At 61.1% G+C, this 12,062-nt stretch carries 10 protein-coding genes; 7 read left to right on the plus strand and 3 right to left on the minus strand.

Features of this window, described 5'->3' with window-relative positions; translation table 11 throughout:
* Nucleotides 1–63: 63 nt before the first annotated feature.
* Genes ACSQ8V_RS12775 through ACSQ8V_RS12785 form a run of 3 tightly spaced genes read right to left on the minus strand, consistent with a single transcriptional unit; the run spans nt 64 to nt 2,964 of the window.
* Nucleotides 64–1,083 (minus strand): Gfo/Idh/MocA family oxidoreductase, encoded by a 1,020-nt coding sequence (locus ACSQ8V_RS12775; protein WP_436205925.1) that lies wholly within the window; start codon nt 1,081–1,083, stop codon nt 64–66.
* Entirely contained in the window at nt 1,080–2,078 is a 999-nt protein-coding gene (gene iolG / locus ACSQ8V_RS12780; RefSeq protein ID WP_213767706.1) for an inositol 2-dehydrogenase, read from the minus strand. Before iolG ends, ACSQ8V_RS12775 begins: the two co-directional genes overlap by 4 nt.
* On the minus strand, nt 2,068–2,964 hold the full coding sequence (locus tag ACSQ8V_RS12785) for a MurR/RpiR family transcriptional regulator (protein WP_213767707.1): 897 nt from the start codon (nt 2,962–2,964) through the stop codon (nt 2,068–2,070). Before ACSQ8V_RS12785 ends, iolG begins: the two co-directional genes overlap by 11 nt.
* Nucleotides 2,965–3,176: 212 nt before the next feature.
* Here ACSQ8V_RS12785 and ACSQ8V_RS12790 point away from each other — a divergent pair, with 212 nt between their 5' ends.
* The 7 genes from ACSQ8V_RS12790 (at nt 3,177) to iolB (ending at nt 12,061) form a co-directional block, all read left to right on the plus strand.
* Nucleotides 3,177–4,229, plus strand: coding sequence for a sugar ABC transporter substrate-binding protein (locus tag ACSQ8V_RS12790; RefSeq protein ID WP_213767708.1), 1,053 nt, complete (start codon nt 3,177–3,179; stop codon nt 4,227–4,229).
* Nucleotides 4,230–4,389: 160 nt separating this feature from the next.
* Nucleotides 4,390–5,592, plus strand: coding sequence for an ABC transporter permease (locus ACSQ8V_RS12795; RefSeq protein ID WP_436205926.1), 1,203 nt, complete (start codon nt 4,390–4,392; stop codon nt 5,590–5,592).
* Between the two features lie 29 nt (nt 5,593–5,621).
* A complete protein-coding gene (locus ACSQ8V_RS12800; RefSeq protein ID WP_436205927.1) occupies nt 5,622–6,440 on the plus strand; it encodes an ATP-binding cassette domain-containing protein in 819 nt (272 codons plus the stop codon).
* A gap of 52 nt (nt 6,441–6,492) precedes the next feature.
* On the plus strand, nt 6,493–8,487 hold the full coding sequence (locus ACSQ8V_RS12805; protein ID WP_436205928.1) for a bifunctional 5-dehydro-2-deoxygluconokinase/5-dehydro-2-deoxyphosphogluconate aldolase: 1,995 nt from the start codon (nt 6,493–6,495) through the stop codon (nt 8,485–8,487).
* Nucleotides 8,484–10,346: a 3D-(3,5/4)-trihydroxycyclohexane-1,2-dione acylhydrolase (decyclizing) gene (gene iolD, locus ACSQ8V_RS12810; protein ID WP_436205929.1), complete on the plus strand. Its 1,863-nt coding sequence runs from the start codon at nt 8,484–8,486 to the stop codon at nt 10,344–10,346. Before ACSQ8V_RS12805 ends, iolD begins: the two co-directional genes overlap by 4 nt.
* Before the next feature lie 3 nt (nt 10,347–10,349).
* Nucleotides 10,350–11,255 carry a myo-inosose-2 dehydratase gene (gene iolE / locus ACSQ8V_RS12815; RefSeq protein WP_436205930.1) on the plus strand — a complete coding sequence of 302 codons (906 nt, stop codon included), beginning with the start codon at nt 10,350–10,352 and terminating at the stop codon, nt 11,253–11,255.
* Nucleotides 11,252–12,061 carry a 5-deoxy-glucuronate isomerase gene (iolB, locus tag ACSQ8V_RS12820; protein ID WP_436205931.1) on the plus strand — a complete coding sequence of 270 codons (810 nt, stop codon included), beginning with the start codon at nt 11,252–11,254 and terminating at the stop codon, nt 12,059–12,061. Before iolE ends, iolB begins: the two co-directional genes overlap by 4 nt.
* Nucleotide 12,062 lies beyond the last annotated feature (1 nt).

The raw sequence follows: 12,062 nt of genomic DNA on the forward strand, positions 1-12,062 counted from the left end.
CGAACCCGCTTAGTGATCCCGCTTATTGATCCCGCTAATGAGAGTTCGATTTTACCCCACTGCCTAAAAATTCACCGCCTGGCCTTTAGCCAGAGACTCCCGCATCGCAATCCCGATACGCGTGGCCTCGCGCGCGTCGTCAAGCGTCAGGCCCGTCGCGGGGCCTCCGCTCAACGACGCCACGAACACCTCCGCTTCGTGCAGGAATGCTTGCTCGAAGCGCTCGAAGAAGGTCGGCGTGCATTCGTTGCGGATGCCGCCGGCATCGTAAATTTCCACGCGATTCGCCCGCGGATTGTGTCCCACCGACAGCGCCCCGCCCGTTCCGATCACTTCCGTCTGGGTATCGTGACCGTGGGCGCTGGTCCGCGATGCCTGGAACACTGCCAGCCGGCCGCCCTCGAATTCGCAGATGGAGACACCGTTGTCGATATCGCCGCATTCGGCCAGCCCTTCGTGGATCGCGATCGTGCCGCTGGCGAACACGCGTGTAACGCGCGGGTTACCCAGCATCCAGCGCGCGAGGTCGATGTCATGGACACTGCAATCGAGGAACAAACCGCCCGATGTCGGCGCGAAACGGACGAAAAAACCATCGGGATCGTTCTTGTCGACGGTCTGCGAACGGACCATGAACGGCCGGCCGATCGCGCCTTGGCTGATCTTGTTGAAAGCGTCGCGATAACTGGCATCGAAACGGCGCACGAAACCGATCATCACCTGAAGATGCGGAACGCGCGCGCTTTCTTCAATCACGCGATCACATTGCGCCAGGTCCAGCGACAACGGTTTTTCGCAGAACACATGCTTGCCCGCGCGCAACGCAGCGATGATCTGGTCAGCGTGCAGCGAAGTCGGCGTGACCAGCCAGACGGCGTCAAGCGATGCGTCTTTCAGCATCGATCCGTAGTCGTCGTAGAGCGTGAGTTCAGGCAGGTTGGCCGCCGCCCATTCGCGTTCCGCCGCGACCGGACTGCACGCCGCCGCGAGCGTTGCGCCCGGCACGTGCCACGCAAGGTTACGTGCGTGGCGCTGGCCTAGCCGCCCTAAGCCGACAATCCCTATCCGCACCGGCGTTTTCATGCCGCCCCCAGCTTGATGATCGTGCCTTCACGCCAGGACCGCGTGGCGGCTTCTGCAAGTTCCAACGCTTTCAGACCGTCCGCGACCGTCGTGCGAACCGGCTTGCCTTCCTGCACGGCATCGAAGAAATGGGCGATTTCCAGCGCGTACGCCGCGCGATAACGCTCCAGGAAAAACGCTTCCGGCACATCGCTCGAAACCGCCGTCTTTGAATATGCCGTGACTTCAGTCGGGCGCACATTGCCGGCTTGCAACATGCCCTGGCTGCCGAGCAGTTCGAAACGCTGGTCGTATCCGTAGGCCGCGCGCCGCGTCGTATTGATCTGGCACAAGCGGCCACGTTTGGTGCGGATCGTGACAGCCGTCGAATCGATATCACCCGCCTCCGCAATCGCCGAATCCGTCAGACAGCTTCCGGTTGCGTGCAACGTGTCGGCTTCGTCGTCGAGCATCCAGCGGAAGATATCGAAGTCATGGATCAGCATGTCTTTGAAAATGCCGCCCGAATGCTTGATGTATTCCACCGGCGGCGCCCCCGGATCGCGGCTCGTGATCACCAGCATTTCCGGATCCCCGATTTCACCCGCCTCCACGCGCGCCTTCAACGCGGAAAAGGTCGGATCGAAGCGGCGCTGGAAACCGACCATGCACACCACGCCGGCTTTCGCGACGGCATCGGCACAAGCGCGTGCGCGTTCGAGCGTCAAGTCCACCGGCTTTTCGCAGAACACATGCTTCTTCTGCGCCGCCGATTTCAAGATCAGGTCGGCGTGCGTGTCCGTGCTCGAACACACGACGGTCGCGCCTATCGATGCGTCCCCAAGCGCGCCCTCCACATCGGCCACTTGCGCGCCGTGAAGCGCGGCCAATGCGGCAGCGGCTTCCTTATTTACGTCCACCACGTACTTCAGGCGCACACCCGGCTGCTTCGCCAGGTTCGCCGCGTGGATCTTGCCGATCCGCCCTGCTCCGAACACCGCCACATCAATCGTCATAGCCGCCTGTCTCCCTTGATTCTTCTACGTTCAGTTCAAGCCGGTACGCAAGCGCGATAAACAGCGCCTGGCACAGGCAGATCGTGCTCGTGAGCGAACGGAACGCGAACGCGCTGCCTTCCTTCACGAACAAATGCGCGCTCGCGTGACGCGCGAGCGGCGAAAGCTGGCCATCGGTAATCACGAGCGTCTTGGCGCCGTGATGCTGCGCCGCGCGCACGCAGTACTGCGTCTCCTTGCCATAAGGCGCGAAGCTGATTGCGACCACCACGTCGCCCTTCTTCACGCTGCGAATCTGCTCGCGATACATGCCGCCGAAACCGGATACCAAGTGCACGCGTTTGGCCGTGTGCTGCAGCGCGTAGACGATATAACTCGCCACCGGAAACGAGCGCCGCACGCCGACCACGTAAATGTTCTCGGCCTGTTCCAGCATCTTCACCGCGGCTTCGAACTGGACGTCGTCGAGACCCGCTTCGAGTTCCTCCAGCCCGCTGCGGCTCGCCGCGATAAATTCGCGCGCCACCGATCCGCCCGACAACTTGCCCGGCTTTTCATCGATGAGTTTCCTGATGCGCTGCTGATAGCTCTGCGCGGAACCGTTCTGGCCCGTGTAGGCCTGCTTGAAGATGGCCTGGAGGTCGGAGAAGCCCGAGAAGCCGAAGCGCTGCGCGAAGCGCACGACAGCCGATGGATGCACGCCGCACGCGCTGGCGATGTCGCCGGTGCGATCCATCATCACGTTGCTGCGATGCTGTTCAATATACGTTGCCACGCTTTTTAGCTGGCGCGGCAACGCGTCGTACGCCTCGGTGATCCGCAGCATCAGTTCGTCGACTGTGAGCGTCTCGGTCGTCTCTTGGGGATCTTGCGTGTCTTCCTGCATGCCGCGCTCGTGGTGTGTTCTGTATTCGATGCAACCGATTATAGATACCTGATCGAACAAATGGAATTTATTTTCCAAACGATGCATAGTTAAACTTCCTATTGCAGAGCGACGAAACTTATCCTAACCTTGGTCGTGAGCACAGGGCGATAAGCGCCGTATCCCAGACGCCGGGTGCTCGTTCAGAACAACAACCGAGATAGGTGGAGACAATGAGACTTTGCAATGGCCGAGCCGCGCTGCGCGTGCTCGCGGCTGCCGCTGCGTTGTGCGGCGCAGCAGCACTGAGCAGTCAGGCAGCGCACGCCGCTCCCGACGCCCATTTCGTTTTGATCAGCCACGCGCCGGATTCGGATTCGTGGTGGAACACGATCAAGAACGCCATCAAACAGGCGGACGAGGACTTCAATGTCCAGACGGATTACCGCAACCCGCCGAACGGCGATATTGCCGACATGGCGCGGCTGATCGAGCAAGCTGCGGCACGCAACTATGACGGGGTGATCGTCAGCATTGCCGACTTCGACGTGCTGAAGGGTTCGATCGCCAAGGTCACGGCAAAGCACATCCCGCTCATCACGATCAATTCCGGTACCGAGGAGCAAAGTGCCCAGCTCGGCGCGATCATGCACGTGGGTCAGCCTGAATACGTAGCCGGTAAAGCAGCGGGCGAGAAGGCGAAGGCGGCGGGCATCAAGTCGTTCCTATGCGTGAACCACTACGCGACCAATCCGGCTTCGTTCGAACGCTGCCGGGGTTTCGCCGATGCGATTGGCGTCGACTTCAAGTCCTCCACGCTGGACGCAGGCCAGGACCCGACCACGGTGCAATCCAAGGTGAGTGCGTATTTGCGTAATCACCCGGATACCCAGGCCGTGCTCGCACTCGGCCCGCTGTCGGCGGACCCGACCATCAAGGCGCTCAAGCAGATGGGTGTGGCGGGCAAGCTCTGGTTCGCAACCTTCGACTTCGATAGCGATATTGCGAAGGCCATCCAGGATGGCACGATCCAGTTCGCTATCGACCAGCAACCCTACTTGCAGGGTTATATCCCGGTTGCGGTGCTGGCTATCGTGAAGAAGGAACACACGACCGACCCGGTCAAGATTCGCCAGATCCTTGAAGCGAATCCGAAGTTCCAGGCGCGGCTTAGCACCTACGGGCTCGCGCCGTCCTATGGGCCACGCAATATCGGCTCAGGGCCGGGCTTTATCAGCAAGGAAAATGTCGACAAGGTGCTGAAGTACGCAGGTCAGTACAGATGAACCCGATGGCGGCGCGGCCAGCATGATCTGAGGCATGAACCAGAGCGCCGCGCCGCCATCCTTGAAAACACTTTCAAGCATTCATCACGTCATCCGCATTATTGAACCGTATCGCTCGCGCATCAGCATGTTCGCCCCGTGAACCAACGCCGCATCGCGAATGAAAGACGAAGGAGACATCATGGGCGTAGCCGGAAAACCTATTCTCTCGGGACATCGCAAGCCGTCTGACGGCGTTGCGACATCGAGCTCATCCACTGTCACCGCCGCGGTTTCAGCCGACGAGCGTATCCGCCGCGAATCCCGTTTCGGGCACATCCTGAATCGTCCGGAATTCGCCGCGATCTCGGGGGCCGTACTGGTCTTCGTCGTGTTCGGGATCGCCGCTGGCGGCTCGGGCATGTTCAATCTTGACGGCATCATGAACTGGTCGCAGGTGTCCGCTTACCTGGGCATCCTCGCCGTCGGCGCCTGCCTGCTGATGATTGCCGGCGAGTTCGACCTCTCGATCGGCTCCATGATCGGCTTTGCCGGGATGATGGTCGCCATTCCCACCGTCTATTTCCACTGGCCGATCTGGCTTGCGATCATTTTCGCCTTCGCGGGCTGCATGCTGCTCGGCGCGTTGAACGGCTATATCGTGATGCGTACGCGGCTGCCGTCGTTCATCGTCACGCTGGCCTTCCTGTTTATCCTGCGCGGCCTGACGCTCGCGCTGTCGATCATGTTCGCCGACCGGACGATCGTTTCCGGCGTAGGCGACATTGCCGCGAAAGACTGGCTTGCCAATACCCTTTTCCATGGCGTCGCCCTCCGCGATTTATTCGTGTGGCTCGGGCACGTAGGAATCCTGAAGATGCTCGACAACGGCCAGCCGCTCGTACCGGGTATTCCGAAAGTGATCATCTGGTGGGTCGTGCTCGCCGCCATTGGCGCGTTCGTCCTCGCGAAGACCCGTTTCGGCAACTGGATTTTTGCGGCCGGCGGTGACGCCGTGGCGGCCAAGAACGTCGGCGTGCCGGTGCGGCGCGTGAAGATCTCGCTCTTTGTGCTGACCGCATTCTGTGCGTGCCTGTTTGCTGTGCTGCAGGTGTGCGATATCGGTTCGGCTGCGGCAGACCGGGGCCTCGAAAAGGAATTCGAAGCGATCATCGCCGCGGTGATTGGCGGGACCTTGCTCACCGGCGGCTATGGCTCGGTAATCGGCGCGTGTTTCGGCGCGCTCATCTTCGGCGTGGTCCAGATCGGCATTGGCTACACCAGCGTGCCCTCTGACTGGTTCCGCGTGTTCCTCGGCATGATGCTGCTGATCGCCGTACTGTTCAATCACTACGTGCGCCGCCGCGTCTCACAAGCTCAATAGACAGGCTCAATAAGCAAGGAGGAAAAGTCATGTCCGAACCCATCCAGAGTGCACCGCCCGCGCCCGAAGACACCATCCTCGCGCTGGAAAACGTCAGCAAGTTTTTCGGCAAGGTGATCGCGCTGAACGGCGTCACGCTACGTCTCAAACGCGGCGAAGTGCATTGCCTGCTCGGCGACAACGGTGCCGGCAAATCGACCCTGATCAAGACGCTGGCGGGCGTCCATACGCCCTCTTCCGGCGAGTATCTCGTCGATGGCAAACCGGTCCGCTTCGGCTCGCCGAAAGAAGCGCTCGATCTGGGCATTGCAACGGTCTATCAGGATCTCGCGCTGGTACCGTTGCTGTCGGTAGCGCGTAACTTCTTCATGGGACGCGAGCCGCAGAAAAAGCGCTTCGGCTTTATCAACGTGATGGACCTGGATCTCGCCGCGGAAACATCGCGTGCGCGGCTCTCCGAAATGGGCATCAACGTGCGGGATGCACATCAGCCCATAGGCACGATGTCGGGCGGCGAAAAACAATGTCTCGCTATCGCACGGGCGATCCACTTCGGCGCGCGCGTCCTGATCCTCGATGAACCCACTGCAGCGCTCGGCGTGAAGCAAAGCTTTAACGTGCTGAAGCTGATTCACACGGCGCGCGCGAAAGGCATCTCCGTGATCTTCATCACGCACAACGTACACCACGCGTATCCCATCGGTGATTCGTTCACGCTGCTCAATCGCGGCAAGTCGATGGGTACGTTCACGAAAGACACGATCACCAAGAACGAAGTACTCGACATGATGGCGGGCGGCGCCGAAATGCAGGAAATGATGAACGAACTCGAGGGCGCGCCGGCTTGAGCCGGCACGCGCCGCCGCGGCGGTTTTCGTCATCTACAGAACAGGATCGAACATGGCATTGCAATCATCAACCGGATCGCGCTTCGCAACCGGGCGAACTCGCGACATCGTGTGCCTCGGGCGGCTCGCGGTCGATCTCTACGCGCAGCAAGTCGGCGCGCGGCTCGAAGACGTGTCGAGCTTCGCAAAATATCTCGGCGGCTCGTCGGCGAATATTGCGTTCGGATGCGCTCGGCTCGGCCTCAGATCCGCGATGCTCTCGCGCGTCGGCAACGACCACATGGGCCGCTTTCTCACCGAGACACTGGAGCGCGAGGGCTGCGATACCAGCCACGTACGAATCGATCATGACCGGCTGACCGGGCTAGTGCTGCTCGGCATTGAGGACCGCGATACGTTCCCGCTCGTGTTTTACCGCGATGATTGCGCGGACATGGCCGTCGATGAAAACGACTTCGACGAGGCGTTCATCGCTTCATCGAAAGCGCTGCTGATTACGGGAACGCATTTCTCCACCGACCAGGTCAACCGCACGAGCCGCCGCGCGCTCGGTTACGCGCGCCGCAACCAGGTTCGCACGGTGCTCGATATCGATTATCGGCCGGTACTCTGGGGACTCACCGGCAAGGCAGATGGCGAGACGCGGTTCATCGCGAACGAGGGCGTGACCGCGCATCTGCAAAGCATCTTGCCGTTGATCGATCTTGTGATCGGCACGGAAGAAGAGTTTCGGATTGCAGGCGGCAAGGACAATTTGATCGACGCACTCGCGGCGGTTCGCGCCGTAACGGATGCGATGCTCGTGGTCAAGCGCGGGCCGATGGGCTGCTCGATCATCGACGGCGACGTGCCGGTTTCCATCGACGATGCGCCGGTTTATCGCGGCGTTGAAGTGGAGGTGCTGAACGTGCTCGGCGCGGGCGATGCGTTCGCGTCCGGCTTCCTCGCCGGATGGTTAAGAGACGAATCGCTCGAAGTCTGCGCGCGCACGGCGAATGCATGCGGTGGGCTTGTCGTATCGCGTCATGGTTGCGCGCCCGCCATGCCGACGCCCGCCGAACTCACCTACTTCCTCGATGCCGCGCAGGCCGACCCTATCCGCATGCGCAGGCCCGATCGCGACGCAACGCTCGCGCGTCTGCATCGCGTAACGCCAGCTCGCAAAACTTGGGATGAAGTGCTCGGTTTTGCCTTCGATCATCGCAACCAGTTCTTCGATCTCGCGCAGCAAACCGGCGCAGATGAATCGCGCATTGCTGCGCTCAAAGCCTTGTTCGTGGAGGCCGTGGCGCAAACGGAAAAAGAACGCGGCCTGGAAGGACGCATCGGTGTACTGATCGACGACCGCTACGGCCAGGATGCGTTGAACGCGGCGACGGGTCGTGGATGGTGGATCGGACGGCCCGTGGAATTGCCGGGCTCCATGCCGCTTGTCTTCGATCATGGCCGATCAATAGGCACGACGCTGATCGAGTGGCCACGCGAGCATGTGGCGAAGTGCCTGGTTCACTATCATCCCGATCATCCGCACGATCTCCGCCTAGAACAGGAAGCGCAGATTCGCGCGCTATACGACGCGGTTCAGGCCAGCGGGCACGAGTTATTGCTCGAAATCATCGTACCGAAGAACGGTCCGCCGATCGATGAAGATACAGCGTTGCGATCGTTGAAACGGCTTTATAACCTTGGCATCTATCCCGAGTGGTGGAAGCTCGAACCCATGAGCGCGGCGCAGTGGCAAGCTGTCGATGCACTGATTGCCGAGCGCGATCCGGCGTGCCGCGGAGTCGTGCTGCTGGGCTTGTCTGCCGCTGTCGATCAACTGTGCGAGGGCTTCAAGCCGGCGGCTTTATCGAAGACGTGCCGTGGATTCACCGTCGGCAGGACGATCTTTCACGAGCCGAGCCACGCGTGGCTGGCGGGTTCCATCGACGACGCTGAACTCATCGCGCGGGTTCGACGGACATTTGAAACGCTGATCGATGCATGGCGCGCGGCACGGACAAAGAACGCCACGCAAGCGCTTACGCAGGAGCAGGCAGCATGAACAGCACGCTTCGTTTAACCACCGCGCAAGCGCTGGTCCGCTATCTCGCCGCGCAGCAAACGCCGGACGGCGAGCCGCTGTTCGGCGGCGTCTTCGCGATCTTCGGGCATGGCAACGTGGCGGGTATTGGCGAGGCGTTGTACGCGCATCGCGAGACGTTGCCGACCTACCGCGCGCATAACGAGCAGGCGATGGCGCACGCGGCTATCGCCTATGCAAAGGCACATTTTCGACGCCGCATGATGGCGGTGACCACGTCCATTGGTCCGGGCGCGACCAACCTGGTGACGGCCGCGGCGCTTGCGCACGTGAACCGGTTGCCAGTGTTGTTGCTACCCGGCGATGTGTTCGTATCGCGCGCCCCCGATCCGGTCTTGCAGCAAGTAGAAGATTTCGCCGATGGCGGTATTTCCGCGAACGATGCATTGAAACCCGTCTCGCGTTACTTTGACCGCATCGTGCATCCGGCGCAATTGCTGACTGCGTTGCCGCGCGCCATGCGGGTGCTCACAGACGCCGCATTGTGCGGACCGGTGACCCTCGCGCTGCCGCAGGACGTGCAGGCGATGGCCTATGACTACCCCGCGTCGTTCTTCGAACCGCGTGTGGTTCCGTTCCACGCGCCCTCCCCGGTCGATGAAGAAATCGCGCAGGCCGCCGCTGCATTGCGCGCGGCTAAAAAACCCTTGCTCGTGTCGGGCGGTGGCGTGCTTTACGGCCTCGCAACCGATGCATTGCGTTCTTTCTCCGAGCGCCACGGCATCCCCGTTGCCGAAACGCAAGCCGGAAAAAGTGCGCTCGCATGGGACCATCCGCTGAATCTTGGCGGTATCGGCGTGACGGGATCGGACGCGGCCAACGCACTCGCGCACGACGCGGATTGCGTGCTCGCGGTGGGCACCCGGCTACAGGATTTCACGACCGGATCGAACACGCTGTTCACGCAGGCCAAGCTGGTTGGCATTAACGCAAATGCATTCGACGCCCTGAAACAAGGCGCTTTATCGGTCGAAGCCGATGCGCGTCTCGCCCTCGGTGCGTTGAGCGCAGCACTCGGTGACTGGCGCGCGTCGCCGCCGTGGACCGCGCGTGCGCATGAACTTGCCGATAGCTGGCGTGCCACCGTCGACCAGGTAACGAACGCGCATCAAGACGACAACACGTTGCCGCGCGAAGCCGACGTGATCGGTGCGGTGCAGCGCTCTAGCGCGCAATCGGCGGCGCATGACGTGGTGGTGTGTGCGGCAGGAACGTTACCCGCCGATCTGCAAAAGCTCTGGCGCACGAGCACACCGGGCGGTTATCACGTCGAATACGGCTACTCGTGCATGGGCTACGAGATCGCCGGCGGTCTCGGTGCGAAACTCGCGCGGCCGGCAAGTGAAGTGATCGTGATTGTCGGCGACGGCAGCTATCTGATGATGAACAGCGAGTTGGCTACGTCGGTGATGCTTGGGGCCAAACTGATCGTGGTACTGCTCGACAATCGCGGATACGGTTGCATCAACCGCTTGCAACAAGCGTGCGGCGGCGCTCCGTTTAACAACTTGATCGACGATTGCCGCCAGGGCCCCGAAGGCGCGCCCTCTATCGACTTCGCGATGCACGCACGCTCGCTCGGCGCGAGCGCTGAACATGTTGCGAATATCGATGAGCTCGAAGCCGCGATGCAACGCGCACGTGCCTCCACCCGCTCGTACTTGATCAGCATCGACACCGATCCGGCGCGTCCCACAGAAGAAGGCGGCTGGTGGTGGGAAGTGGCGGTGCCGGAAGTGTCATCGCGTGAAGCGGTGCGCTCGGCACGCGCAAACTATGAACATGAAATCACGGCGCGTTCGAAGCGCACGAAGGAATAAGCGATGAGCACGTTCGATGTACGGATCGGCATCAATCCGCTGTCATGGATGAACGACGACCTGCCCTCGCTCGGAGGTGAAACACCACTAAGCGCGGCCCTGACCGAAGGCAAGCAAATCGGCTACGAAGGGTTTGAACTCGGCAACAAATTCCCGCGCGAACCGGAAGCGTTGAAAACGCTGCTTGGCGGATATGACCTCGCACTCGTCTCCGGCTGGTATTCCGGGCGGCTCGCCGAACGCAGCGCGGAGGACGAGATCGCGGCCGTGGGTCCGCATCTCGACCTGCTTGCAAAAAACGGCGCGACAGTCATGGTCTACGGTGAAGTCTCGGACTCTATCCAGGGGGCACCGCGACCGCTGTATCAGCGCCCGCGTTTTTTCTCCGATGATCGTTGGAACGAGTACGCAAACCGCCTCAACACGTTCGCCGAGTACACGCTTTCGCGCGGCGTCCGGGTGGCCTATCACCATCACATGGGCGCGTATGTGGAAACGCCTGCGGACGTCGATCGCCTGATGAGCCTCACCAACGAAGCCGTGGGCCTGCTCTTCGACGCCGGTCACATTACGTTCGCCGGCGGCGATCCGTTGACGGTGCTCAACAAGCACATTGCGCGCGTGTGCCATGTGCATTGCAAGGATGTCCGGCCAGAAATCATCAAGCTTGCCCGGAACCGGAACTGGAGCTTCCTGGAAGCGGTGATCAATGGCGCGTTCACCGTTCCCGGCGACGGCACGGTGGACTTTCCATCGATCATCGCCCGATTGAAACAGCAGGGTTATCGCGGTTGGCTCGTGGTCGAAGCGGAGCAGGATCCCGTCATTGCCACCAGCTATGCGTATGCCGAGAAAGGCTACAAGACGCTGCGGGCGCTCGTCGATCAAACACTTCAGGAGGCAGCATGAGCCTGCTCGTCAAGGCATCGCGCGAAGGCCAGACCATCGCGCGCGTCACGCCCGAAACTGCTCTATGGAAACACGTGGGCTTCGCCGCCTATCGGCTGGAAACCGGCGACATCGTGCATGTGCATGAGGCGCAACGTGAAGTGTGCATCGTCGTGCTGTCGGGGACGGTGAGCATAGAAGCCGGTGAGCATAAATGGGAGAAACTCGGCTCGCGCAACAGCGTGTTCGAGGATACCGCGCCCTACGCGGTTTATCTGCCGCCCAAGCTCGCCGCGACTATACGGGCGGATCGCGATGCGGAGGTCGGTGTGGCGAGTGCGCCCGCTACGGGCAAGTATCCGGCACGGTTGATCGAGCCATCACAAATGACACGCTCAACCCGCGGCAAAGGTGCGAATACTCGCTACGTCTGCGATATTCTTCCGCAAACCGAACCTGCAGAGGGCTTGCTTGTAGTCGAGGTAAGGACGCCCGGTGGTCACGCTTCAAGCTACCCTCCGCACAAGCACGACACGGACAATGTGCCGGTCGAGAGTTCGCTTGAGGAGACTTATTATCATCGGTTGAATCCGCCGCAAGGGTTTGCCTTCCAGCGCGTTTATACCGACGAACGCGATCTCGATGAAACCATGGCCGTTGAAGATCACGACGTCGTCATGGTGCCGCGCGGTTATCACCCTGTCGTGGTGCCGTATGGTTACGACAACTACTACCTGAACGTGATGGCCGGCGACAAACGGACCTGGCACTTCAAGAACGACCCGAAGCACGAATGGATCGTGGAGAGGGATAGCAAGGCCTCGTAGC

Origin of the sequence: Caballeronia sp. LjRoot31 (genome assembly GCF_964253885.1) — a bacterium.
GTDB lineage: Bacteria > Pseudomonadota > Gammaproteobacteria > Burkholderiales > Burkholderiaceae > Caballeronia.